Source organism: Thalassospira xiamenensis M-5 = DSM 17429 (assembly GCF_000300235.2).
Classification (GTDB): domain Bacteria; phylum Pseudomonadota; class Alphaproteobacteria; order Rhodospirillales; family Thalassospiraceae; genus Thalassospira; species Thalassospira xiamenensis.
In genome coordinates this window covers 1,402,364-1,427,828 of sequence record NZ_CP004388.1, presented here as the reverse complement: position 1 = coordinate 1,427,828, position 25,465 = coordinate 1,402,364, and the positions used below count along the sequence as shown (strand labels likewise).

20 protein-coding genes are annotated in these 25,465 nt (G+C 55.2%); 11 read left to right on the top strand and 9 right to left on the bottom strand.

Annotation, left to right across the window (positions count from 1 at the left end):
* Positions 1–51 precede the first annotated feature (51 nt).
* The 7 genes from TH3_RS06685 to TH3_RS06650 all read left to right on the top strand — a co-directional run bounded on the left by TH3_RS06685 (position 52) and on the right by TH3_RS06650 (position 10,053).
* A complete protein-coding gene (locus tag TH3_RS06685) occupies positions 52–750 on the top strand; it encodes a TRAP transporter small permease (RefSeq protein WP_007090880.1) in 699 nt (232 codons plus the stop codon).
* A gap of 12 nt (positions 751–762) precedes the next feature.
* The gene (locus TH3_RS06680; RefSeq protein WP_007090879.1) at positions 763–2,079 is read left to right on the top strand and encodes a TRAP transporter large permease; all 1,317 of its coding nucleotides are present in this window, start codon (positions 763–765) and stop codon (positions 2,077–2,079) included.
* Position 2,080: 1 nt separating this feature from the next.
* The gene (locus TH3_RS06675) at positions 2,081–3,397 is read left to right on the top strand and encodes a malonyl-CoA decarboxylase (protein ID WP_007090878.1); all 1,317 of its coding nucleotides are present in this window, start codon (positions 2,081–2,083) and stop codon (positions 3,395–3,397) included.
* Between the two features lie 9 nt (positions 3,398–3,406).
* Complete coding sequence (locus TH3_RS06670; protein WP_007090877.1) at positions 3,407–4,948, top strand: malonate--CoA ligase; 1,542 nt, start codon at positions 3,407–3,409, stop codon at positions 4,946–4,948.
* A gap of 1,084 nt (positions 4,949–6,032) precedes the next feature.
* Positions 6,033–6,752, top strand: a complete 720-nt coding sequence (locus TH3_RS06660; protein WP_007090875.1) for a YkgJ family cysteine cluster protein — start codon at positions 6,033–6,035, stop codon at positions 6,750–6,752.
* A gap of 99 nt (positions 6,753–6,851) precedes the next feature.
* Entirely contained in the window at positions 6,852–7,634 is a 783-nt protein-coding gene (locus TH3_RS06655) for a glucose 1-dehydrogenase (RefSeq protein WP_007090874.1), read from the top strand.
* Between the two features lie 178 nt (positions 7,635–7,812).
* Positions 7,813–10,053 (top strand): TonB-dependent receptor, encoded by a 2,241-nt coding sequence (locus TH3_RS06650; RefSeq protein ID WP_007090873.1) that lies wholly within the window; start codon positions 7,813–7,815, stop codon positions 10,051–10,053.
* Between the two features lie 80 nt (positions 10,054–10,133).
* Here TH3_RS06650 and dxs read toward each other — a convergent pair whose 3' ends face one another.
* The 4 genes from dxs to TH3_RS06630 all read right to left on the bottom strand — a co-directional run bounded on the left by dxs (position 10,134) and on the right by TH3_RS06630 (position 14,326).
* Complete coding sequence (gene dxs / locus TH3_RS06645) at positions 10,134–12,053, bottom strand: 1-deoxy-D-xylulose-5-phosphate synthase (RefSeq protein ID WP_007090872.1); 1,920 nt, start codon at positions 12,051–12,053, stop codon at positions 10,134–10,136.
* A gap of 113 nt (positions 12,054–12,166) precedes the next feature.
* The gene (locus TH3_RS06640) at positions 12,167–13,135 is read right to left on the bottom strand and encodes an alpha/beta hydrolase family protein (protein WP_007090871.1); all 969 of its coding nucleotides are present in this window, start codon (positions 13,133–13,135) and stop codon (positions 12,167–12,169) included.
* A gap of 16 nt (positions 13,136–13,151) precedes the next feature.
* Entirely contained in the window at positions 13,152–14,048 is an 897-nt protein-coding gene (locus TH3_RS06635; protein ID WP_007090870.1) for a polyprenyl synthetase family protein, read from the bottom strand.
* A gap of 14 nt (positions 14,049–14,062) precedes the next feature.
* Positions 14,063–14,326, bottom strand: a complete 264-nt coding sequence (locus tag TH3_RS06630) for an exodeoxyribonuclease VII small subunit (protein WP_007090869.1) — start codon at positions 14,324–14,326, stop codon at positions 14,063–14,065.
* A 231-nt stretch (positions 14,327–14,557) separates the two neighbouring features.
* Here TH3_RS06630 and TH3_RS06625 point away from each other — a divergent pair, with 231 nt between their 5' ends.
* Positions 14,558–15,589, top strand: coding sequence for a glycosyltransferase family protein (locus TH3_RS06625; protein WP_007090868.1), 1,032 nt, complete (start codon positions 14,558–14,560; stop codon positions 15,587–15,589).
* Positions 15,576–16,760, top strand: a complete 1,185-nt coding sequence (locus tag TH3_RS06620; RefSeq protein ID WP_007090867.1) for an O-antigen ligase family protein — start codon at positions 15,576–15,578, stop codon at positions 16,758–16,760. Before TH3_RS06625 ends, TH3_RS06620 begins: the two co-directional genes overlap by 14 nt.
* A 2-nt stretch (positions 16,761–16,762) precedes the next feature.
* On the opposite strand, the gene TH3_RS06615 is transcribed toward TH3_RS06620, so the two are convergent.
* Positions 16,763–17,692 (bottom strand): histone deacetylase family protein, encoded by a 930-nt coding sequence (locus TH3_RS06615; protein ID WP_007090866.1) that lies wholly within the window; start codon positions 17,690–17,692, stop codon positions 16,763–16,765.
* Positions 17,693–18,157: 465 nt separating this feature from the next.
* Between TH3_RS06615 and TH3_RS06610 the strand changes: the two genes are divergently transcribed.
* A complete protein-coding gene (locus TH3_RS06610) occupies positions 18,158–18,475 on the top strand; it encodes an ArsR/SmtB family transcription factor (protein WP_007090865.1) in 318 nt (105 codons plus the stop codon).
* A gap of 97 nt (positions 18,476–18,572) precedes the next feature.
* Here the strand turns inward: TH3_RS06610 and TH3_RS06605 are convergent, their stop codons facing one another.
* The 4 genes from TH3_RS06605 to TH3_RS06590 form a co-directional block, all read right to left on the bottom strand.
* Positions 18,573–19,466, bottom strand: coding sequence for an EipB family protein (locus tag TH3_RS06605; protein WP_007090864.1), 894 nt, complete (start codon positions 19,464–19,466; stop codon positions 18,573–18,575).
* 2 nt (positions 19,467–19,468) lie between these two features.
* Positions 19,469–20,386: an SPOR domain-containing protein gene (locus TH3_RS06600; protein WP_007090863.1), complete on the bottom strand. Its 918-nt coding sequence runs from the start codon at positions 20,384–20,386 to the stop codon at positions 19,469–19,471.
* A gap of 146 nt (positions 20,387–20,532) precedes the next feature.
* Complete coding sequence (aspS, locus tag TH3_RS06595) at positions 20,533–22,320, bottom strand: aspartate--tRNA ligase (RefSeq protein ID WP_007090862.1); 1,788 nt, start codon at positions 22,318–22,320, stop codon at positions 20,533–20,535.
* Between the two features lie 246 nt (positions 22,321–22,566).
* Positions 22,567–23,103, bottom strand: a complete 537-nt coding sequence (locus TH3_RS06590) for a SixA phosphatase family protein (protein WP_007090861.1) — start codon at positions 23,101–23,103, stop codon at positions 22,567–22,569.
* A gap of 195 nt (positions 23,104–23,298) precedes the next feature.
* Here TH3_RS06590 and TH3_RS06585 point away from each other — a divergent pair, with 195 nt between their 5' ends.
* The gene (locus TH3_RS06585; RefSeq protein ID WP_007090860.1) at positions 23,299–25,446 is read left to right on the top strand and encodes an RNA degradosome polyphosphate kinase; all 2,148 of its coding nucleotides are present in this window, start codon (positions 23,299–23,301) and stop codon (positions 25,444–25,446) included.
* Positions 25,447–25,465: the final 19 nt, after the last annotated feature.

Sequence of the window (25,465 nt, the reverse complement as noted above, 5' to 3'; positions counted from 1 at the left end):
CCACTTCTTTTCCGCTTTTTTGCGACGAGCTTGATCTTCAGGAGTCCCAGCGTGGCGAACGCAGTTTTTCCCAATTCCCTTCCGGTCGACCTGCCTGACGAAGGCGATGCCGCACCGCGCGCGCGGTCGAACCATAACAGTTTCCCGCCGCCACCCGATGTCGAACCGCTGCCTGAAAAAACCGGCAGCACCGGCACAGGGACGCGCCCTGATCCGATGAAACCGCGTGGCCCGCTTGATCACGCAGTCAATGTCGTTCACTTCCTGTCAAAGACCTGTGGTGTTGTCGCGGCATCGATGTTCTTCATCGCCATGCTGCTGATCTGCCAGTTGGTCTTCATCCGCTATATCCTGAATTCCTCGACCGTCTGGCAGACAGAAGCCGTGATTTACCTGATGATCGGCGGCACCCTGATCGGTCTGCCTTATGTGCAGCTGCTGCGCGGGCATGTGAATGTCGATCTTCTGCCGATGTATCTGAAACGCGGGGCGCGCAAACTGCTGGCGGTTGCGACCCTGCTGTGCGGCCTTGCCATCAGTGCGATGTTTGCCTTTTACGGCATCGAACTGGTGATCGAAGCCTATCAGGGTGGATGGAAATCACCGTCGATCTGGGCCCCTGCATTGTGGAAGCCCTACCTGATGCTGCCGGTCGGTTTTGGCCTGCTGTTCCTGCAATTCCTCGCCGATCTGATGTGCCTTCTGACCAACCGGTCGAAAGCCTTCCATATCGAAGACAACCCGTTTTAAGGAGCCGGTGCAATGGATCCGCTTTCTCTTGCCGCGCTCGTTGGCATTGTCACCACCCTGATCCTGTTTTCCGGTATTCCGGTCGGGATCGGTCTTTTGATGGTCGGTGTCGGGTTTATCTGGATTTTCGATGGCGCAAGTGCGCTGCCGCTGCTGCCTGAAATCCTGTTTTCCAAACTCGAAAGTTTCGAAGTTCTCGCCATCCCCATGTTCATCCTGATGGGGGCGGTTGTCGCATCATCCCGTGCGGGTGGTGATCTGTATTCCGTGCTGGATCGCTGGTTAACGCGTGTGCCGGGGGGATTGGTCATTTCCAACCTGGGGGCATGCGCGATCTTTTCTGCCCTGTCGGGGTCGTCACCGGCGACCTGTGCCGCGATTGGCAAGATGGGCATTCCCGCCATGCGTGAACGCGGTTTCCCGAGTTCGGTTGCCGCCGGGTCAATCGCGGCCGGTGGTACACTTGGCATTCTGATCCCGCCCAGCGTCACCATGATTGTTTACGGCATTTCGACCGACACATCGATCGGGCGCCTGTTTCTTGCCGGTCTTCTGCCGGGTCTGATGCTGACCGCGCTGTTCATGGCCTGGTCGCTTTATTCGACCTGGCGTCAGGGCAATGCATCGGTTGCACTGGCATCGGTGACCTATAGCTGGAAGGAAAAGTTTGAAATCCTTCCGCGTGTTCTGCCGTTCATCGTCATTATCTGTGCGGTTCTGTTCGCGCTGTATGGCGGGGTGGCAACGCCGTCCGAAACGGCGGGTGTTGGTGCGCTGTTCTGCCTGATTGTCGCGATGATCATCTATCGCATGTGGCAGCCGGGCAAGCTTTGGAACATCATGCGCGACACGACCCGTGAATCGGTGATGATCCTTCTGATCATCGGGGCCGCCGGTCTGTTCAGTTACATGCTGTCGTCGCTGTTCATCACCCAATCCATCGCACAGTGGATTTCAGCCCTTGACGTCAACCGCTGGGTTCTGATGGGATTCATCAACGTGTTCCTGCTGATCAGCGGTTTCTTCCTGCCGCCGGTTGCCGTGATCCTGATGTCGGCCCCGATCCTTTTGCCGGTGATCGTCAATGCCGGTTTTGATCCCTACTGGTTTGCGGTGATCCTGACGATCAACATGGAAATCGGCCTGATCACGCCGCCGGTTGGCCTGAACCTTTATGTCATTAACGGGATTGCACCTGACATCCGCCTGCAAACCATCCTGAAAGGTGCGATGCCCTATGTGCTGTGCATGGTGGTTGCCATCGTGATCCTGTGCTTCTTCCCGCAAATTGCCACATGGCTTCCCGAAACGGTCATAGGAGGAAGTTAAAATGTCCGGAATTTCCGTTAGAAGCTGGATTTCCAGTATTGCCGATCGCGGCCGGGAGCTTCTTGACCTGCCGCTTTCGACACCGCAGGATCCGTTTGCCCAGCTAAAGGCAATGTGCAAGGACCTTGTGTCGCAAAAGGGCGAAGCCCGCGGCACCGCCGTTGCGCGCGAAGTGGTGCGCCTTTGGGAAACCCTGCCCGAAGAGGATCATCTGCGCTTTTTTGAAATGATGCAGAACGATTTCAGCGCCAACCGCACCGAAGTCAGAAAGGCCGCCGAAGCCTTTGCCAAGGATCCGTCCGAAGCCAATCTGGCGGTTCTGACCCATGCGTCGGAACCCGCCCGGCAGGAGCTTCTGCGCAGGATCAACATGGCACCGGGCGGTACGCGTGCGATTGTCGACATGCGTGAAACGCTTCTGGGTCTGATCAAGGAAAACCGCCATCTTGAACCGCTTGATGCCGATATGGGGCATCTGCTGACAAGCTGGTTTAACCGGGGCTTCCTTGAACTGCGTCATATCGATTGGGATACGTCGGCCTCCATCCTTGAAAAACTGATCCGCTACGAAGCGGTTCATGAAATCCAGGGCTGGGATGATCTGCGCCGTCGTCTGGCAACGGATCGCAAGTGCTTTGCCTTTTTCCATCCGGCGATCCCCGATGATCCGCTGATTTTCGTCGAAGTTGCCCTTGTGCATGGCCTTGCTGACAGTGTTCAGGCGCTTCTGGCACCGGAAATCGATGAAACGGCCCCGCAAAAGGCCAATACCGCGATTTTCTATTCAATCAGCAACTGCCAATCGGGCCTTAAGGGCATTTCGTTTGGCAATTTCCTGATCAAACAGGTGGTCGAGGAGCTTAAACGCGAGTTCCCGAAACTTAGACAATTCGCCACCCTGTCGCCGATTCCGGGCTTCATGGGATGGCTGCGCACCCGCCAGAAAAGCAAGTCTGACGACGCCGATATCGCCGCCATCGTCCTTGCCGCGATGGAAGACGACAGCTGGATCGAGGATGCGGAAAAAACCGCCGAACTGAAAAAACCGGCGATGATGCTGTGTGCGCGCTATCTTGCGACCTGCAAGCGCGGCAAATCGCCGCTTGATCCCACCGCACGCTTCCATCTTGGCAATGGGGCACAGCTTGAACGCCTGAACTGGCTGGGCGATACGTCGTCCAAAGGCTTGCGTCAGGCAGGCGGGATGATGGTCAATTACGCCTATCACCTTGATGATATTGAACGAAACCACGAAGCGCTGATGAATGACGGCAAAATCGCCGTTTCGAAATCGGTCATGCAGCTTACGGGAAACTAGGACAGAACCATGTCGGATAATCTTTTCAACGAATTTACCAAACGTTTCCCGGCGGATCGCGCGCGTACCTTCCTGATCGAACGTGATGGCACCGAGCGCAGCTTTGCCTGGTTGCTGGATCGTACCGCACGTTATGCCACGGTTCTTGCCGATCATGGCGTGGTCAAGGGCGACCGGGTTGCCGCCCAGATCGACAAATCATCCGATGTGATTGCGCTTTATCTGGCGTGCCTTCAGCTTGGCGCGATTCACCTGCCGCTGAACACGGCCTATACCGGTGATGAAATCGCCTATTTCCTTGGCGATGCCGCGCCGCGCGTTTTTGTCTGCCGTCCGGCCCATATTGATGCCGCCAAAACCCTTGGCGCGCAGAACAATGTCGGTGCGGTCCTGTCGCTTGGCGACAAGGGCGATGGCACGCTGAATGATCTGGCCACCAATGCCAAACCGCATGGCGACGTCGCCGACGTGACCAAGGATGACATTGCCGCCATTCTGTATACGTCGGGCACGACGGGCCGGTCCAAGGGGGCGATGCTGACGCATGGCAATCTGGGGTCCAACGCGTTAACCCTGCATAAGGCATGGGGCTTCAAGCCGGGTGATACGCTTTTACATGCCCTGCCGCTATTTCACACGCATGGCCTGTTTGTTGCGATCAACATCATGCTGGTCAATGGCGGCAAGGTGATCCTGCTTCCGAAATTCGATGCCGATGACGTGGTGGAACGCCTGCCCAATGCCACGGTTCTGATGGGGGTTCCGACCTTCTATACAAGGCTTCTGGCGCATCCGAAGTTTGACAAGGATCTGGTCGCGAATATGCGCCTGTTCGTGTCGGGTTCGGCACCGCTTCTGGCGGAAACCCATGATGCGTTCTTTGAGCGGACCGGGCACAAGATCCTCGAACGTTACGGCATGACCGAAACCTGCATGAACACGTCAAACCCGCTGGAGGGCGAACGCCGTCCGGGGGCGGTCGGCCCGACCCTTCCGGGGATCGAGGCGCGGGTTTGCGACAAGGATGGCAATGTTCTGCCCGTCGGTGAAATCGGTGTGCTTGAAGTTCGCGGGCCCAACGTTTTCAAAGGCTACTGGCAGATGCCGGAAAAAACCGCATCCGAGTTTCGCAAGGACGGTTTCTTTATCACCGGCGATCTGGCGACCATCGGCGCAGACGGTTATGTCACCATTGTCGGGCGCGACAAGGATTTGATCATTTCGGGTGGTTTCAACGTCTATCCCAAGGAAGTCGAGGAAATCATTGCCGAATATGACGAGGTCGAGGAAGTCGCGATCTTTGGCCTGCCGCATCCCGATTTTGGCGAGGCGGTTGCCGGGGTGATCGTCCCGGCCAAGGGCACCAAGCCCGATGCAGACGCGATCATCAAACGCACCCAGGACAAGCTTGCAAAATTCAAGGTGCCCAAACGCATCTGGATGCTTGACGAATTGCCGCGCAACACGATGGGTAAAATTCAAAAGGCCCAGTTGCGCAAGGATTATGCCGATACCTTTGCCACCCCGACTGGCAAATCCGCCAACGGGTAACTGCACACTCTGTTTCGTTTTCCCGTGTCTCCCTGCTGTCTTGCAGACAGCCAAACTCTCTCACCGGTCGGAAATTCTGGCCGGTGTTTTTTTGAGCAGCCCAAAGAAAGTTCTTGATTTGTTCTTTTTGTTGTGGTAGAAAAGAAAAGTCAACGGGATAAAAGCGCCCGGACCAAAACCCGCAAAGCGTGATTCGCTTTGCGGGTTTTTGCGTTTGGGGCCAGATGAAAGTGATGATGATGCAGCAGCACAAAGACAGACCGATCCGGTGGCAACATCGCCGGATGATGACCGGCGGGTGGAAAAGCCATTACGGCGGTTTTGCGCCCGTGTCATAACCCACCCCAAGGTCACCCAAAGGTCAAGACGGGAGAAGTGCGCCTTGCTGGCAAGGCAACCGGTAAAATTGTGATCGGCAGCGGCTGGGCTGCGCCGGGTAGCATCTGGCAAGCGGTGGCTGATGATGAGTCATGACGGGAGAGGTCCGCCTTGTTGGCAAGGCGGCGGCGAAATTGTGATCGGCAGCGTTTGGCCGCGACTGGCAGAATTGGGCAGCAGGTGGCAAACAGCGGCGGGAGGTGGGTCTGTTGGAGCAAATGGTCCGGTGCGGCTGGTGCGACGGGCCGGAGTCCGTCGGCTGTTTGGATTTCCGTGTTCGTCAAACGGGGGACATCCGCCGAAGGAGCCAGCGCGGCAAAGTTTGGCGGAACCACGCGTCGGAGGCAGCATGGGAGGATCACGGCAGGTTGCGTTTCATCGGGTGGCGGGAAGTGGCAGAACGACCAAAGGGGCGAGAAGCAGTTCGGCGAGGAACCTATGGCGAGGAGCCAAACGCACCGTTCGGAGGCCCGAAGCCCGCCCAAGGCCCGGAACCGGTTCCGATGGAGCGTATCTTTTGGCGGGTTTACGGATCACCAGACTACCCTGCCGGTTGGGAATTCTGGCAGAGTTTTTTTGGGAACCGCCGGTTGTAACCGCGTACTTGGAAAATGGTGCTAAAGCCATCATGATGGGACAAGGCTAGCAGGCTGTTTCGTATCAGCCTGTCCGGTGTGCGGACAGGGATCGGGATAAAGGCAATCGCATGGTCATGGTAAAACTTGACGACGCAATCGACCGGATCACGGGGGATATTTCCCGAACCGGTGCCCTGACCGCGGAAGCATCGCGCCGATATGAGGAGATGTTTCCGGGCTTTCGCGCCGAACTGGCCCGTGTGCTTGAACAGGCCCCGACCATCACTGACGCCGCGCAGGCGGCCATAATGCTGGTTGATGCGGCGTCGCGAAGCCTTCGGGATAGTTTTCCGCATCAACCCCATTGCGACTGCCGGGATGGATGCAGCGCGTGCTGCCACCTGTTTGTTGCGGTGCCGCCCGGTGTCACCAGCCTGATTGCCGAGCATATCCGCAAGACGTTTCCGCCAGACGAACAGCAGGCATTGCGTGAACGTCTGACCCAGGCAGCACGGATCATTGAACAGGCAAAGACCACATCCGAAGTGCGCGCACGCTGCCCGCTTCTAGGCGCAGATGAAAGATGCACGATCTATGACGTTCGCCCCCTGACCTGCCGGGCCTTTACATCATCGAGTGCGCCGCGTTGCCAAAGCATGGTTTTTGGTGATGAACGGCAACGCATGGATCGGATTGATCAGAATCCCGGGCATTACCGCCTGCATCTTGAAGCGACCGAAGCCCTTCAGGATGCCGCCAGAGCCCGGGGGCTTGACGGTCGGCAAATGGGGTTCGTTCATGCGCTGCTTGATCAACTGGAAACGGCGGGAGACGAGATACAAGATTAAATTTCGGCTGATGCGTTGCATCGGACCGGAACAGGTCCATTTTCAATGCGTTGATAAAATTCACCAATTCCTTCCATCTTGATACGGGCAAAGCAGCACATGAACAACATCCCCGATCCCAAGGTCGCCTTCGTCACCGGTGCCGCGCAGGGCCTGGGACTGGGCATAACGCAGCATCTTCTGTCCACCGGGTGGAAGGTCATGCTGTTTGATCTGGATGCGGATGCCGGGGATGAAGCCATCACTGCCCTTTCCGAAGATCAGCAGGAACGTGCCCTGTTTTTCAAGGGCGACATTGCCAATGAACATGATGTGGCGATTGCGGTTCAGCAGACCGTCGACCGGTTCGGGCGTATTGACGGGCTGGTCAATAATGCCGGGATTGCCGACCCGCATTCGGGATCGTTCGAACATCTGGATTGGGAAAACTGGCAACGGGTGATCAATGTCAATCTGGGTGGGGCGTTTCTGGCAGCCAAACATGCGACACAGCATTTGCGCAAAACCCGTGGGGCGATTGTCAATATCGCATCGACCCGCGCCTTTCAGTCCGAGCCCAATACCGAAGCCTATGCCGCATCAAAGGGCGGCATGGTTGCCTTGACCCATGCCATGGCGGTCAGCCTTTCGGGGGCGGTGCGGGTCAATGGCATTGCGCCGGGCTGGATCGAAGTTGGTGACTGGCAGAAATCATCCGCCCGTGAAGAACCGCAACACCGTGACATCGACCGCCAGCAACACCCGGCGGGCCGCATCGGAACACCTGATGATATCGCAAAGATGGTCGCCTTCCTGCTGGATCATGAACAATCAGGCTTCATGACCGGCGAAACCATCCGTATTGATGGCGGCATGACGCATAAAATGATTTATGCCGATTAAGCGGGCCATGCCCGGCTTGCCAAACAGCGCCAATCCACCCCGCGATTGAATAACTGAACAATTACATCGATATTGATAATAATAATCATTTATATTGAGATTGATTATCAATAGTGATAATCAGCACCCCATATCGATCCCGCCGGGGGGCGGGGAAATTCGACCTTGGGGTTTTTTCATGCCGATCACACCGATCTTCAAACGTCATACATTCAGTACCCTATTGCTGGCGTCTGTCAGCATGTCTGCTGTTGTTGCCCTTCCCGCTCATGCGCAGGACGCGACGGAGAGCAGCACAAACAGCACACAGACCGAAACCGACGATGCCATCAGGCTGGCCCCGATCCGGGTAGAGGACAACGCCACATCACAGGCAGGCGATCCGACCCCGCCGGTCTATGCCGGTGGTCAGGTCGCGACGGGTGGCCGGGCCGGTGTTTTGGGCAACAAGGACAATCTGGATATCCCGGTCAGCATCACCAGCTATACCAGCGAAGTGATCAAAAACCAGCAGGCCGATACACTTGCCGATGTGGTTGATAACGATCCGGGCGTTCTGACATCCTATAGCTATGGCGGATCGGGTGACCGCTTCATGATCCGCGGCTTCGTTCTTGACGGTGATGATGTGATGCTGGACGGCCTTTATGGCACGGCACCGCGCCAGTTGATCGACATGTCGATGTATGAGCGGGTCGAAGTTGTCAAAGGCGCATCTGCATTCATCAACGGCATGTCACCGGGCGGCAGCGGCATTGGCGGCGGCATTAACCTTATCCCCAAACGCGCGACAGATGATCCGATCACCAGTGTCACGACATTCTATGAAATGAACAGCCAGACCGGCGGGCATGTCGATTTCGGTCGGCGTTTTGGCAAAAATAACCAGTTCGGCATTCGCGCCAATCTGAAATATGGCGACGGTGAAACCGCCATCGATGACGAAGACCGCAACAGCCAGATCGGGTCGCTGTCATTCGATTATCGCGGCGATGATACCCGCATCACGGTCGATGCCGGGCATAATGAAAAGAATATTGATCATGGGCGGACATCGGTAAACCTCGACAGCGCGCTTACGAACATCCCCGATGCCCCGGATGCCAGCCATAACTATAATGCGGATGGGACATGGGCCGACCTTGAGGACAGCTTTGTCCAGGGCCGCGTCGAACATGATGTGAACGACTATCTTATGGCCTATGCCGCCGCAGGCACCCGCCACATGGAAGAATCCGGGATTTATTCCACGCCGACAATTACCGGTACTGATGGCACCATGACCTATGGCGGTTCGACCATCATTCGCGAAGATACGACCAATAGTGCGCTGACCGGTGCGCGCGTTAAATTTGAAACCGGCGTGGTAAAGCATGAACTGAATGCCGGGGTTTCCTACCTTCAGAACAAAAGCCATCAGGCTTGGGCGTTTTCGCCAAGAACTTCGGCGTTTACCGGCAATATTTACGGGCCGACACCCACAGGCTATCCGGCGCTGGCAGCGCCATCAGGCAATCTGAGTGATCCGGGGCTTCGTAATATCAACGAACTGACCAGTTATTTTCTGGCCGATACCGTCAGCTTCCTTGACGACCGCGTCAGTGTCACGGGCGGTATTCGCCGTCAGTCGGTCAATACCAAGCAGTTCGATCTGACCAGCGGTGCACAATCAAGCAACTATGACGCGGACGAATATACGCCAATGGTCGGGATTGTCGGCAATGTGACCGATCAGGTGTCGGTTTATGCCAACTATATGGAATCCCTGTCGCCCGGCGAAACAGCCGCCAGTGCGGCAAGTGATGCGACCCTGACCAACCCGAGCGAACAGCTGGCCCCTTACACCTCCGAACAATATGAAATCGGGGCAAAGGCCGATTTCGGCAGCTTTGGCGGCAGCGTGGCCCTGTTCCAGATTTCCAAGCCGTTTTCTTATAAAAATGCCAGCAACACCTTTGCCGCAGACGGCGAGCAGCAGAACCGCGGCGTTGAATTCCAGGTCTTTGGCGAACCTGTGACCGGCACCCGCATTCTGGGCGGTATCACGGTTTATGATGCGGAACTAACCGATACCCAGAACGGCACCAATGACGGCCACACGCCCATCGGCATTCCCGACTATGTTGCCAAGCTTGGCATCGAATATGACCTGCCGTTCCTTAAAGGTGCGACGGTCAATGCGCGTGCGGTTCACACGGCATCGCAATATGTCAATGCGACCAACACGCTTTCGATCCCGTCATGGACACGCCTTGACCTTGGCGCGCGGTACACGACCGAGGTGCACGAATATCCCGTTACCATCCGTGCCAATATCGAAAACGTAACGGATAGCGATTACTGGGCATCGGCCAATGGGGGTTACCTGACGATGGGTACGCCGTTGACGGCAAAGCTGTCTCTGACGGCGGATTTCTGATCCCGGCAGATGGACGGACCAAAGAAAACGCCGCCTTTTTCAGGGCGGCGTTTTTACGTTAACCGGTCTTGCCTGAACGATCAGGCGCGCACTTTGGCCTCGGAAAGACCCAGCGCGCCAAGGGCGGTTTTGACGATGCTTTGCGCATCCAATCCCGCCTTGGCGTATTGAATGTCGGGCTTGTCGTGATCGATCAGGGCGTCGGGCAGCGCCATGGTGCGGACTTTGAGCCCGTGATCGAGCAATCCCTGCCCTGCCATATGCTGCAACACCATTGCGCCAAAGCCGCCGATGGAGCCCTCTTCAATCGTGATCAGGACTTCGTGGTTGCGGGCCAGATCGGCGATCAGCGCATGATCAAGCGGCTTGGCAAAGCGGGCATCGGCAACCGTTGCCGGAAGGCCGCGTGCGGCAAGGTCTTCGGCGGCCAGCATCGCCTCTGCCAGGCGGGTGCCGTAGGACAGGATGGCGATCTTGCCACCTTCGCGCAGGATGCGGCCCTTGCCGATTTCAAGAACCTTGCCCTCGGCCGGCATTTCAACGCCGACACCCTCGCCCCTCGGATAGCGGAACGCGCTGGGCCGGTCATCAATCGCCCATGCGGTCGTGGTCATATGGACAAGTTCGGCCTCGTCCGCCGCCGCCATCAGAACGATATTGGGCAAACAGCCAAGATAGGCAATGTCATAGGCCCCGGCATGGGTCGCGCCATCCGCCCCGACAAGCCCGGCACGGTCCATCGCGAAACGGACCGGCAGGTTCTGGATCACGACATCATGCACCACCTGATCATAGGCGCGTTGCAGGAAGGTCGAATATAGCGTGCAAAACGGTTTGTATCCCTCGCACGCCATCCCGGCGGCAAAGGTCACGGCATGCTGTTCGGCGATGCCGACGTCAAAGGCACGATCGGGGAACCGTTCGGCAAAGATATTAACCCCGGTGCCCGACGGCATGGCGGCCGTGATCGCGGTGATCTTGTCATCGGTTTCGGCAAGCTTGGTCAGCGTTTCGCCGTAAACCTTGGTGTAGGATGGGGCATTGGGTGTGGCCTTGGCCTGCTTGCCGGTGACGACGTCGAATTTGGCGACACCGTGATATTTGTCGGCGGCATTTTCGGCCGGGCCATAGCCCTTGCCCTTCTGGGTCACGACATGAACAAGGATCGGGCCATCGACATCCGCGTCGCGGACGTTTTTAAGCACCGGCAGAAGGTGATCCAGATTATGCCCATCAATCGGGCCGACATAGAAGAAACCCATTTCTTCAAACAGGGTCCCGCCGGTCACCATGCCGCGGGTATATTCCTCGATCTTGCGGGCGGCTTCTTCGATCTGGCGCGGCAGATGTTTGGTCAGGCCCTTGGCCGCATTGCGCAGGCCCTGATAGCCCTTGCCCGAAATCAGGCGTGACAGATAGCCCGACATGGAGCCCACCGGCGGGGCAATCGACATGTCGTTATCGTTCAAGATCACAATCATGCGCTGATCGGCGGCGGCGGCATTGTTCATCGCCTCGTAGGCCATGCCGGCACTCATGGAGCCATCGCCGATCACGGCAATGACGTTTTTGCGTTTATCATCGGAAAGCTGGTTGGCAACCGCCATGCCAAGCCCGGCCGAGATCGAGGTCGAGCTGTGCCCGGCACCGAACGGGTCATATTCGGACTCGGACCGCTTGGTAAAGCCCGAAAGCCCGCCGCCCTGACGAAGCGTGCGGATACGATCACGCCGCCCGGTCAGGATTTTATGCGGATAGCATTGATGCCCGACATCCCAGATCAGCCGGTCATCAGGGGTATCAAACAGGTAATGGATCGCCACGGTCAGTTCGACCACGCCAAGCCCGGCCCCCAGATGCCCGCCGGTGACGGACACGGCATCAATCACCTCGGCGCGCAATTCATCTGCGACCTGCTTCATCTGCGCGGGCTGAAGGCTACGCAAGTCAGCCGGGATTTTAATCGTGTCCAGAAGCGGGGTCTTGGAGGTCGTGCTCATACCGATCTCGATTTTCAGTTTTGTGTGGCGTTTTTTATATAGTCGTCAAACCAACAGGGTGACGTTTCCTAAGCCCTATTGCAAGCAGCGTAAAATAAACAGCTTCGCTGTAATTAGCGACCCTGAAAATCACCTGATTTGATGTCACTTAGGAACTTCAGCACCACCTGTTCAACAGTGCGGTGAATATCAACACGTTCGCGCCCGAAATCCCGGCATAAATAGCCGAAATTTTCCGCGATATAGGGCGTGCAGGGCGGCAGGAATGAATAGTGCCCGGCCCCCTTGACCTTAACAAACTTCGCCCGCCCGCGCAAAAGGGTGCGAAAATGCGCGGCATTGGCGGTTTCGGGCAGGATTTCATCGGTATCGGCCTCGATAAACAGCATCGGCACCGTGACATCGGCAAAGCCCGCACCGGTCGCCGCAACGCCAAAGGCCGGGGTTACGGCAATCACGCCGGCAATCCGGTCATCGCGCGCGGAAACAACCGGGCCGCCATAACGATCATGCAACTCATCGACCATGTCATCCCCCGGTACATGCTGGCAAATCACGCGGTCCTGATCGGCATTGAGCGCGCAATAGCTTTGCCAGGCAGAGGCATCAAACTGCCAGCCCGCCATTTTCAGCACCGTCGCCCCGCCCGCCGAATGGCCGAGCGCGTAAATACGATCCGTATCAATGTGAGCAGCAATGCCGTCATGATCCAGCAACAGATCAAGAGCCAAGCGCATTTCGCGCGGGCGACGTTCGATGATCGTCAATTGCCGCGCATCGGACGGATCAAGGTAATTGTCGCCATGATGCTGCGGGGCGGCGACGATATAACCGCGCCGTGCAAGATATTCCGCCAGCCAGAACTGATTGAAGCGGTGCCCTTCGGAGCCGTGCGAAAACATCACCAGCGGATAGGGCCCGTCATCGGCGAAATCCGCATCGCGGGCCGCGGTTGACGTGACACCCATATGACGCACGGAGCCTTCGGCGGCATGCGACGGATACCAGATCGCCAGCGGAAACGGGTCCTTGTCAAACAGCCGGTCACGAAAACCGGCTGTATATCTGGTTTGCTGGCTCATGACAGGGGGACTGGCCTTAACGCCCGCGTTCGATCACGAAACGTGCCATTTCGCGCAGCGGTTCGGCTTCGCCGTCAAAGCAGTTCAGGTGATTGATCGCCTGATTGCACAGCATGGTTGCCTGCTCGCGGGCCTGTTCAAGGCCCAGAAGCTTCACATAGGTCGATTTATCCTGATCGATATCCTTGCCGGCCGTTTTGCCGAGTTCGGCGCTGCTGGATTCCACATCGAGAAGGTCGTCCTTGATCTGGAAGGCCAGCCCCATGTCATGGGCGTAGGACCGCAAGGCCATGCGCATGCTTTTGGGGGCCTTGCCCAGAATCGCCCCGGCTTCGCAGGCAAAGGCAAACATCCGGCCGGTTTTCAGCAGATGCAAATGGGTGACCTGTGCCTGATCAAGGCTTTGCCCCTCGCCCGCGAGATCGATCATCTGACCGCCAACCATGCCGTACGGCCCGGCCGCACGGGCAAGGGCGCGGACAAGATCGGTGCAGACACGCGGATCGGGATGGGTGCTTTCATCGGCCAGCACTTCGAAGGCCTGCGTCAACAATGCGTCACCGGCCAGAATGGCGGTCGCCTCGTCAAACTGCTTGTGGCAGCTTGGCTTGCCACGGCGAAGGTCATCGTCATCCATGGCCGGAAGATCATCATGGATCAGCGAATAGCTGTGCACCATTTCAACCGCAGCGGCGACTCGCAAGGCGCATTGGCGCGATACCCGGAACAATCCGGCGGAGCTTAGCACCAGAAACGGACGCAGGCGTTTGCCTTCGCCCAGGGTTGAATAACGCATCGCCTGAAACAGGCGTTGCTCGATCTGGCCATTGGGACGCGGCAGAATGCCATCAAGCGTTTCGCCAAGGTCAGCAGAAGCAGTACTCAGCTCAGCAAGCAGGTCGTAACTCACCATATTCTCCGCGAGAATTATTCGATTTCAGTCGGGGTTGCGTTCGGACGGCCATCGGCACCGAGGGTAATTTTCTCGATGCGTTCTTCGGCAGCGCGCAGTTTATCGGCACAATGACGTTTCAGCGCCGCACCGCGTTCATAGGATGCAATGGCATCATCAAGCCCCACCTGCCCCTGTTCGAGCTGCCGCACGAGGCTTTCAAGCTGGCCGAGGGCCTCTTCAAAGCTGAGTTTGGCGATATCATCGGGGATCGTGGTGGATGGGGTTGGCGTGGACATATCTGCTCCATTGATTTGATTGGCGCGGAGTTTACGCGGTGACTTGCCCAGTAACAAGGGGTATGCATACTAAGAGCATGCAGCTATTTTTCAGAAACAAGTGCCGCTCTACGAATAGATAAAGTTATAACGAAACGATGGCCATAAAGGGTTTGCCAAATCCTGAATATCTTTTAACTTCCAAGAACATTGAGAACATGGCACAGTTAAAACTGATTCAGAGTACACAAATTGCTTGATATTTCCCGTTTGCGCATATTGCATGTCACAAATTACAGCTTAACGCCCAAGGTACCCGGCTATTACGGCATACCTTACAAGATCACCAATGGCTTTACGCGCCTGGGGCACAATGTTTTACCATTTGGGGATCGAGACTTAGCCAGACTTTTAAATATATTCAAAAGTCGAAAATTTGGCATTCCGCAATTGAATAAAAAATTGCTTGAGGTGGCAGAGAAATTCGAGCCGGATATGATTGTATTCGGTCACGCAGACATGATAACCCGCAAGACTTTGGAAAAAATCAAAGAAAAGCTGCCAAGTGTCAAAATAGCTCAATGGAATGTTGATCCGTTATTCTCCTCAGATAATGTCGGGCGCATTAAAAGCAAGATCGACCTTGTTGATGCAACCTTCTGCTCAACGGATGGGCCTTTATTGGCCAAATTGTCCGAGGGAAAGTATCGCGCTTATTTCATGCCTAATCCGGTCGACATGAGCATTGAACGTCACCAGAACTTTAAATGTTCGCGAGAAGAACTGGCTTTTGACTTCGGGATGGCAATAGGAACCCCTAACGAGGTCCGCAATATTTGTGGAGAAGATTATATTGTTCAGGATCTTTTGGATGATATCGCAAAGTCCAGCTCAAGAATAAGAACGTCATTTCCTGGCTATACAAGCCCTCGCATAACATGCGAAGAATATGATCATTATCTAAGTAAAACTTCGATGAGTTTAAACTTCAGCCGCAGAAATGACGCCTATCGATATTCATCTGACAGAATTTCCCAGACTGTCGGAAACGGAATTTTAACGTTTGTAGACAGAGCCACGGGCTTGAATGACGATTTCCAAGAAGATCAGATGGCCTTTTTCTCAGATAAAGATGAGCTTATTGCAAAAATATCTCATTTTATCGACAACGATCAAGAGAGGCAAAATATTGCCGAACGCTCTTGGCGCGAATACCATAGAAAATTCAACGAAAAGAATGTCGCGGACGACATAATCAAGAAGACATACAATGAACACTATTGAAAAATATGTATTTCCAGTATCATTTTCCATATTCATAATATCAGGATACCTAATTCACCCCACACCAACATGGGCAATAATATTTTACGCGATCATAGCCCCGACATTCACGATAATAATATTCAAAGAAAAAAAAGAACTATTCGGTCTATTTAAAAACAAAATATTAATTACCAGCGCTATATTAATACTATGGTTTCTTCTCACGATATCGTGGGGAGTAAACCAACCAGAATTCAACGTGAAAAAATACATATCAAGGTCATTAGTTAACCTTATATTTTTATTCACAGCAACATACTTCTTCTCAAAATGCACCCGATGGAAAGACTTCCTTTTCAAGGCACTACCTTATGCTGTCCTGTTAAATATATTGATATCTATTGTTTTATTTTACGCGATAGACACTCACACATTGAATGATAGATTGACAGGGTGGGCAGAAACTAGGCACCCAATACTCGGTAGCTTAGTTATACTGACAGGTTTTTGCATATCATTTTATCAATCTCAAATATCAACAGAAAAGAAATACAAGATATTCTACGCAACCGTCTGCCTTTTCTGCGTATTCTTCGTAATACTCACACAAAGCAGAGGGCCATTTCTGACGCTATTTTGCATCGGCATCATCTTTTCCATTTTTTCTGGAAAAGTTGTGCGAAGATGCACCGCCGGAATACTATTCTCGATTGTTTCAATTTTCCTGCTTAGCGACGAAATCCAACAACATGCCATTCAATCACTTTCCAGAAATCCATGGCGTTTTGAAATATGGATGGATGCATGGAAATATATTCAGGATGCTCCAATCATTGGTAATGGCCTGGCAAGCCTGAATACCTTTGGAGCGATTGAACAGAAATTTCCCCATAGCATATACGTGTCATCGGCATTTTTTGGTGGCGCAATAGGGCTATTTCTTCTTCTGGCATTGTTTGCGCAGCTCGCTTGGGCCGCTTGGAATACAGAAGATAGAACCACAAAGGCATTTCATCTTGGCTTGCTATGTGTACCCATTATCGGTGGATTAACCGATCTTGCCCAAGTCTCCAAATCTCCTGGTGAATTGTGGTACATATTGTGGGTGCCGGTGACGATTATTATCGGGCATTCGATTAAATCGCACCGTGAGCAGAAGCAACAGGCTCAGCAAACCTTTATTGAATAAACTCAAGAGGTCATCAGGGTTCGCACATGGGCCTGAACCGAACTTGCCAGCGATGGCAGGTCATAGCCGCCTTCAAGCACCGAGACGACGCGGTTATCGCAAACCTCGCCCGCGAGGGCGAGAAGATGTTCGGTAATCCAGGCAAAGTCGCTTTCAATGAATGAAAGTCCCGCCAACGGATCATTGCGATGCGCATCGAAGCCAGCCGAAATGATCAGCAATTCCGGTTTGAAGGCGGCAATGCCGGGTAAAACCGATTGTTCGAAGGCGTGTTTCATTTCCGCCGTTCCCGCCCCGGCCGACAGCCCGACATTGAGGATGTTATTGGCGCATCCGCGTTCATCGGGGGCACCGGTGCCGGGATAAAGCGGCCATTGATGGGTTGAACAGTAAAACAGGTCGGGATCGTTATAGAAAAGATCCTGTGTGCCATTGCCGTGATGAACGTCAAAATCCATCACCGCCACACGTTTGATGCCATGGGCATCGCGGGCATGACGCGCACCGACCGCCACATTGTTAAACAGGCAGAACCCCATCGCCCGGTCATATTCCGCATGATGTCCCGGCGGGCGTACGCCGACAAAGGCATTGCGTTCATGGCCGGCCAAGACCGCATCGACCGCGACGCAGACACCGCCAACCGCGCGCAATGCCGCCTCGCCCGAGGCGGGTGAAACATAGGTATCGCCATCAAGGGATTCATATCCGCTTTGCGGGATCGCGGCCATGACCCGGTCGACATAGGCAGGGTCATGCACCTTTTTGATCAGATCAAGATCGGCCTTTGGGGCTTCTTCCCGGTGCAGGAACATGAATTCTTCGGCTTCAAGCACCCGCTGGATCACGCGAAGACGATCAGACTGTTCCGGGTGGCCCGGCCCCGTATCGTGGTCGATACAGCTTTGATGCGTGACAAATAATGTCGCCATGTTTTGCGGATACCTTCCTGAATAGATGCCAGTCAGACAAGTTTGATTTTTGCCGGTCACCTTGCCTTACGGGCGGCGACCTTGGTTATTATTGTTTCATCGTGCCAGCCGACGTTATCTGCTGCTTTGTTCTAGATCATCATGAATCAGACAAATACTGCAAGTTTTCAAACTGAATGACAGATTAAGACCCTGTATGAACTGTCTATTGTATACACGGTGACTCAGAACGAAATATCGCCATAATCTCTGTCCACAAGACAAAGAGTGTCTTGACAGTTTGATGTTATACTTGAGAATAGGAATCTTCCCATTCTTGAATTTCATTAATGGGTTTGAGGCACAAAGACCTCGTTGGTTGGAAAAAATCGGGGACATCCCATCGGAGATTATCACCACGAATGTGATACACCCGATGCCCCAGTTGGGACAAAAGCCGAATATGGCCAGGCTAAAGGGAGCCAAATGGAACTTACCCATCTCGAAAAAAAGGCCGAGCAAGCCAGCGCGCTTCTGAAGGCCATGAGCAATCAGAGCAGACTTATGATTCTTTGCCAGCTTAACGATGGCGAAAAATCGGTCGGTGAACTTGAACGCATTGTCGGACTGAGCCAGTCCGCCCTGTCACAGCATCTTGCAAGATTGCGGCGGGACAAGCTGGTTAAAACCCGGCGCGAGGCACAGACGATCTTTTATTCGCTGCAAGGCGATGAAGCCGTCACCGTCATCAAGACACTTTATGGTCTGTATTGCCGCGACGACAGCAGCGCCGTCGCCGCCTAAGACTTTATGGAACTTCCCCCACAAAAAAGCCTGTCGGACATCCGGCAGGCTTTTTTGCGTTATCGGGCCGTTATTGCGGCAATAATCCGGTTTGTGCCTAACCGCATTCGGGGGCAGCAAGCCGCGTGACTTTCTGAAGGTCGCCGCGCACGCGGAAACTGCCGTAATTCATCCGCAGTTCCTGGGCAACACCGTTTTCACCGAAATCAACCGCAATCTCGGTCGACGGGCCGTTTTCGGCATTGCCAAGCGGGTAATAGGCCAGGTTAAGGCTGTGATAGGGCCGATTTGCGATACCATCGGCATCTTCGGCCGTGTTCTGCGATGGTCTGGCTGCCGAAATCACCGCGGCAATCCGGTTGGTCGGTGTATCGCCACTGCCATCAAACACCAGATCATTGGCAAATTTATCCCCCTGAAGCGCGCGCTTCAGCAGGGTTAGGGAATGCTGGGTCGGGAACATGGTATCGGCCGGCAGTTCCTCGGTCACTTCGACCGGGACTTCGTAGGTCACAAGAACCTTGTCCTTGTCACGCACCGCATCGCCAACAACCTCGTCGACCTGTACACCGTCGAGATAATCACGCATGCGGAAGCGGTATTTCGATCCGTCAAAGTTTTCCCACTGGGTCATCGAATAGGCGGAATTGATCGAACCGCCCTCGGCCCCTTGCAGAACCATCAGATGCTGCATCTCGGTGATCCAGCCATCACAAACCTTTTCAAACCGGTAACCCAGCGCACCGCGCACACCGACAACGGAGCTGCCGACATCCGATGACACCATCGAAAACCGGTATTCCGCCACATGCGGCACCAGTTCGGCCTGTATATCAGCCGCCTTGCGCACATGGGCCGGGTCAAAACCGCCCGGACCGGCGGCAAAGGATTGCCCTGCCTGCGCGGAACATCCCGCCAGGGCAACACAAAAGATCAGCGCCCCGAAGACGGAACGCTGTCGATTTTCAGGACAAACCGTAATAACTGGCAACTCTATTCTCCGGCAGCGTCGATCCCGACAATCCAGGGATCTTTGACACCCTTTTTGGCAGCAAGATGGCGTAAATCTTTTGCATGCTCATGCGAAAGCGGACCAACAGCAACACGAAGATATTCGCGGCCCGCAACCGTCGCACTGATCAGGCGCGGCTGATATTCACGGTAAAGCGACAGGGCATTTTGCGCGCGCAGCTGATCGGCAAAGCTTGCCAGTATTACATAGTCTCCCGGCAGCGGCACTGCAACAAGCTTGTCCTGCCCGGCGTTTTCCGGCGCGATCACGCTGACCTCGTCGTTCATGATGCCGGTATCGGTCAGGGCGGCGGTTTGGGTTTTGGCAACAGGTGCGACCGGCTTTGGCGGGGCGACATATCCGGCAACCGCGGCATCGGCTTCGCCCTGCGGATCAAGGGGACCTTCGTTGCGAAGCGGGGTACGGTCATGATCGGGGGTGAACTGCGCCTGTGCGCTGGCGATTTCGACCGGGGCTGTTTGCGGAACAACGGTCGCTTCGGCATGGGAGGTTGCGCGCGGCGGCAGATCGGTTTGGACAATCACGGCCGATGTGCGGGCACCGGCTTTGGGATTTGACCAGTCTTCGCCGGGTGCGTTAACGGCATAAATTGCAGGTTCGGCGTCGCGGATTTTCTGTTTCACCGATGGTGCGCCCGGTTCGGCCAGCGCAACCGCATCATCGAGCACGACATTATCGCGGCAGACGTCTTCTTCAAATAGCGGGCGATGCAGGGCGCAATCGCGCTCGGCAACCGCTGAAACCGCATGATCGGTGGTGCTTTTGCCCGTGGTCACATAGCTGATCAGATCGCCGGCCAGCTTGGCAACGGTCAGTTCGACCGGACCACCGCACGCCGCCAAAGCCAACGGTGCCACCACCACAAGTATCTTTTTCAAACCGTAATCCCCCGCAGGATATAAATTGTTCCACCCTGAATGTGGATTACGGCGGGTTAAGATTACGTAAGCATCGAAGGTCAATAGACAAACAAAAACGGCCCGGAAATTTCCGGACCGTTTTTATCGTCATCAAAAGACAGCAATCAGTCTTTTTTGATTTTCGGCGGAAGCTGCACCCGCAGATGCAATTCTTTAAGCTGGCGGTCATCGACCTCGGCCGGGGCATTCATCATCAGATCCTGCGCCTGCTGGTTCAGCGGGAAGGCAATGACTTCGCGAATGTTCGGCTCGTCAGCCAGAAGCATCACAATACGGTCCACACCCGGGGCAGAACCACCGTGCGGCGGTGCGCCGAATTTGAACGCGTTGATCATGCCGCCAAAGCGGTCATCAACGACTTCCTTGCCATAACCGGCAATCTCGAACGCCTTGTACATGATGTCCGGGCGGTGGTTACGAATGGCACCGGACGACAGTTCGATACCGTTACACACGATGTCATACTGCCACGCCTTGATATCAAGCGGGTTCATGGTTTCAAGGGCTTCAAGACCGCCTTGCGGCATCGAGAACGGGTTGTGGCTGAATTCGATCTTGCCGTCGTCGTCTTCCTCGTACATCGGGAAATCAACGATCCAGCAGAATTTGAACATGCCGTCTTCGCGAAGGCCCAGTTCATCGCAAACCTTGTCGCGCGACTTGCCGGCAAATTTGGCTGCTGCCAGTTCCTTGTCACAGGCAAAGAAGACCGCATCGCCATTCGCAACACCAGTCACTTCCTTGATCTTTGCGATGCGTTCGGCATCGAGGTTCTTGGCAATCGGGCCTTTGGCTTCGCCGTTTTCATCGTAAACGATGTAACCAAGACCTGCCGCCCCTTCTTCGCGGGCCCAGGCATTGAGCTTGTCAAAGAAGCTGCGCGGGCGGCCAGCGGCCCCCGGTGCCGGAATGGCGCGAACCACCGAACCCTTTTCGATGTTCGAGGCAAAGATGCCGAAATTCGAACCGCGGAAGGCTTCGGTCACGTCAGACAGGATGATCGGGTTGCGAAGGTCGGGTTTGTCCGAGCCGTATTTCGCCATCGATTCATCAAACGGAATGCGCGGGAACGGAAGCGGTGTTACATCACGACCACCGCCGAATTCGACGAAGATGTCATGAAGAACCGGCTCAATCGCATCAAACACATCGTCCTGGGTGGCAAAGGCCATCTCGAAGTCGAGCTGATAGAACTCGCCCGGGGAGCGGTCGGCACGGGCGTCTTCATCGCGGAAGCACGGTGCGATCTGGAAATAACGGTCAAAGCCCGAAACCATCAGTAGCTGTTTGAACTGCTGGGGGGCCTGCGGCAGGGCATAAAATTTGCCCGGATGCATGCGCGACGGCACCAAGAAGTCACGCGCACCTTCCGGCGAGCTTGCCGTCAGGATCGGGGTCTGGATTTCCAAAAATCCCTGTGCGGTCATTTTCTGACGCATCGCCGAAATCACGCGCGAGCGCAGAACGATGTTCGAATGAACACTTTCGCGACGCAGATCAAGGTAACGGTGACGCAGGCGGATTTCCTCGCCATATTCGGCATCGCCAAAGACCGGCATCGGCAGCACGTCGGCCGACGACTGGACTTCGATGTTCGATGCATAAACCTCGATCTCGCCGGTCGGCAGGTTCGGGTTGACGGTTTCGGCGGTACGTTTGACGACCTTGCCGTCCACCGTGATCACACTTTCGGCGCGCGACTTTTCAAGAACCGCGAAAAGCGGGCTTGAAATATCGATCACGATCTGGGTGATGCCGTAATGGTCGCGCAAATCGACAAACAGAAGGTTGCCGTGGTCGCGCTTGCGGTGGATCCAGCCGGACAGGCGCACTTCCGCATCGGCGTCAGAGGCGCGCAACGCATTACAATTGTGTGAACGATAAGGATGCATGGTCTTTCCAGGTTGCTTTGTATGCTTCGTATTTTGGGCCACAAATTTGGCGCAAAGGTGCATGGCTGCACCGCGCTGTCAAACAAAAAAGCACCGCAATCCAGCCACCCCGGTCAATTCGGGGGGCTTAAATCGGGTGATCTGTCTGTTTGCGCGACGCGGCGCTTGAAATTCTGCGGTATAAAACGCTGCCAAAGCCCCGCCGTCAAGTGCCCGTCGCAATGGTCTGCATTGCGGGCCGGAATTTCAGGTCGGCGGCGCACCGATCCCCTGCAAATCCTTGACCTTTACAAAGCGAATCAGGCGCCCGGCCTCAAACCGAACGTCCGCCCAATGATCAACATCAAATTCATACTGGCAAAGCCCGCAGGTCGGATATTTACGGTTCATTTCCAGCAATGCCTCGCCATCGCCCTCGCCAAACAGCCGGGCGGCGAAATCGGCAAGTCCCGGATTATGGCCGATCATCATTACACAGCGGGCCTCGTCATGGGTGTGCCCAAGGCTTTCAAGCAGCACGGCCTCGTTCGCCATATAAAGGTCTTCGCTGTAGATCACGTCGGATGCACTGGCAAAATCGCGCCCCAGCAGGGTTAATGTCTGGACCGCACGTTCGGCGGTTGAACACCAGATCAGATCGGGCACCAGCCCCTGTTCATGCAAATAGCGCCCCATCACCGGGGCCGCCTTTTCGCCGCGCCGGTTCAGTTCCCGGTCGTGATCGGATCGGGACGGATCGGTCCAGCTTGATTTTGCATGCCTGAGCAGAAGCAATGTCTTCATAAAATCGGGTATCCGGTGATCTTAAGGAAAGCAGACTTTTGCATGCCACATCGGGCGCTGTGAAGCCACCAAGAAAACTGACTTAAAAATTTAAGAAAATTGCACCCCGACAAGCAGTTATCCTATACTCCAATCGCAACCGGGACCTGTCGCTTTATTTCAAGGACACAAACCCACTTTCGCAGGAGGCACAGCGTGACCCACGCCGCCGTTATTCAATCAAGCGCCATCACACTTGATTCGGACAAGCGCTTTATAAACCGCGAACTTTCGTGGCTGGCCTTTAACGGCCGCGTCCTTGAAGAGGCACAAAACAAACGTCACCCGTTGCTGGAACGCCTGCGTTTCCTGTCGATTTCCGCCAGCAACCTTGACGAATTCTATATGGTTCGCGTCGCAGGTCTTGTCGGGCAGCTGCGTGCGGGCATGACCAAGGTCAGCCAGGATGGCATGAGCCCGTCCGAGCAGCTGCGCGCCATCACCTATGATGCCAGCCAGTTGATGCAGGATCAGCAGCGCATCTGGCAGCAGCTTAGCAGCGAGATGGACAAGCACGGGATTTCGGTGATCAGACCGGATGATTTGACCCAGACCGACCGCAAATGGCTTGACGGCTATTTCATGCGCGAAATCTTCCCGACCTTAACGCCGCTTGCCATTGATCCATCCCATCCCTTCCCGTTCATTCCGAACCTTGGCTTTGCGATCGTCATGCAGCTGTTTGACCCGGCGGATGGTCACAACATGCGCGGGCTGATCCCGGTGCCGCCGAAAATCGGCCGTTTCCTGCGCATGCCGGGCCGGACCGAACGGTATCTGCCGCTGGAACAGGCGATTGTCCTTTACCTTAACAAGCTGTTCCCCGGTTTCGACATGATCGAACACGGCCTGTTCCGCGTTATCCGTGACTCGGACGTTGAAATCGAAGAAGAAGCCGAAGATCTCGTGCGCGTTTTCAAGACCGCGCTGAAGCGTCGTCGCCGCGGCAGCATCATCCGGCTTAAAGTCAATGCCGAGATGCCAGAAGACCTTCTGGATTTCGTGGTCGACGAACTTTCTGTCGCCCCCGAAGAAGTCGTCAAGGTCGACGGGCTTGTCGGGCTTGTCGATGTCAAACAGCTGATCGATTCCGATCTGCATCATGATCTACTGTTCCCGCCCTATGGCGCGCGTTATCCCGAACGGGTGCGCGACTTTGGCGGCGATTGCTTTGCCGCGATCAGCAAAAAGGATCTGGTGGTTCACCACCCGTTCGAGGATTTCGACGTCGTCGTGCAGTTCCTGTTGCAGGCTGCGCGTGACCCCGAAGTCGTCACCATCAAGCAGACCCTTTATCGCACATCGGAAAACAGCCCGATCGTCAAGGCCCTGATTGCGGCTGCCGAAGCGGGCAAATCGGTAACGGCGATGGTGGAGCTCAAGGCCCGCTTTGACGAGGAAGCCAACCTGCGCTGGGCGGCCGATCTTGAACGTGCCGGTTGTCAGGTGGTCTATGGCTTCCTTGACTGGAAAACGCATGCCAAGGTGTCACTGGTGGTCAGGCGCGAAAGCCACGGGCTTCGGACCTATGTCCATTTCGGGACCGGCAACTATCACCCGATCACTGCGAAATTCTATACCGATATTTCGTTCTTCTCGTGCGATCCGGCATTGGGTCGTGACGCGGCCAGCATCTTTAATTTCATGACCGGTTATGCCACCCCGCGGTCGCTTGAAAAGATTGCCATCGCGCCGCATACGCTTCGCCCGACCCTGCTTGCCCATATCGATCAGGAGATCGAAAACTGTCAGGCGGGCAAACCGGCGGGCATCTGGGCCAAGATGAACAGCCTTGTTGATCCGGTGGTGATTGACGCGCTTTATCGCGCCAGCCAGTGCGGGGTTCATATCGAACTGGTCGTGCGCGGCATCTGCTGTTTGCGGCCCGGTGTGCCGGGGTTATCGGAAAATATTCGGGTCAAATCCATCGTCGGTCGGTTCCTTGAACATTCGCGCATTGTCGTCTTTGCAAACGGCGCAAAACTGCCGTCGCGCAAGGCCAAGGCGTTTATTTCATCTGCCGACTGGATGCCGCGCAACCTTAACCGTCGTGTCGAAACACTGGTCCCGGTGGAAAACCCCACCTGCCAGCGCCAGATTGTCGAACAGATCATGATTGCAAATCTGAAAGATACGGCGCAGGCTTGGTACCTGCAGCCCGACGGGACTTACGAGCGGTGCGAAGCCGATGAAAATGCTTTCTCCTCTCACCAGTATTTCATGACCAACCCGTCACTTTCGGGCCGTGGCAGCGCGCTTAGCGAGGAAGATCCAAATGTCCCCGTGCTGCAGCTTGATGACTAAGAAAACAGGCAGGTTCAAC

Coding starts and splice junctions, on each gene's coding strand:
- TH3_RS06675 (WP_007090878.1), top strand. CDS start 2,081: ATGTCCGGAATTTCCGTTAGAAGCTGGATTTCCAGTATTGCCGATCGC.
- TH3_RS06640 (WP_007090871.1), bottom strand. CDS start 13,135: ATGAGCCAGCAAACCAGATATACAGCCGGTTTTCGTGACCGGCTGTTT.
- TH3_RS06660 (WP_007090875.1), top strand. CDS start 6,033: ATGGTCATGGTAAAACTTGACGACGCAATCGACCGGATCACGGGGGAT.
- TH3_RS06655 (WP_007090874.1), top strand. CDS start 6,852: ATGAACAACATCCCCGATCCCAAGGTCGCCTTCGTCACCGGTGCCGCG.
- TH3_RS06635 (WP_007090870.1), bottom strand. CDS start 14,048: ATGGTGAGTTACGACCTGCTTGCTGAGCTGAGTACTGCTTCTGCTGAC.
- TH3_RS06670 (WP_007090877.1), top strand. CDS start 3,407: ATGTCGGATAATCTTTTCAACGAATTTACCAAACGTTTCCCGGCGGAT.
- dxs (WP_007090872.1), bottom strand. CDS start 12,053: ATGAGCACGACCTCCAAGACCCCGCTTCTGGACACGATTAAAATCCCG.
- TH3_RS06615 (WP_007090866.1), bottom strand. CDS start 17,692: ATGGCGACATTATTTGTCACGCATCAAAGCTGTATCGACCACGATACG.
- TH3_RS06680 (WP_007090879.1), top strand. CDS start 763: ATGGATCCGCTTTCTCTTGCCGCGCTCGTTGGCATTGTCACCACCCTG.
- TH3_RS06590 (WP_007090861.1), bottom strand. CDS start 23,103: ATGAAGACATTGCTTCTGCTCAGGCATGCAAAATCAAGCTGGACCGAT.
- aspS (WP_007090862.1), bottom strand. CDS start 22,320: ATGCATCCTTATCGTTCACACAATTGTAATGCGTTGCGCGCCTCTGAC.
- TH3_RS06610 (WP_007090865.1), top strand. CDS start 18,158: ATGGAACTTACCCATCTCGAAAAAAAGGCCGAGCAAGCCAGCGCGCTT.
- TH3_RS06620 (WP_007090867.1), top strand. CDS start 15,576: ATGAACACTATTGAAAAATATGTATTTCCAGTATCATTTTCCATATTC.
- TH3_RS06650 (WP_007090873.1), top strand. CDS start 7,813: ATGCCGATCACACCGATCTTCAAACGTCATACATTCAGTACCCTATTG.
- TH3_RS06630 (WP_007090869.1), bottom strand. CDS start 14,326: ATGTCCACGCCAACCCCATCCACCACGATCCCCGATGATATCGCCAAA.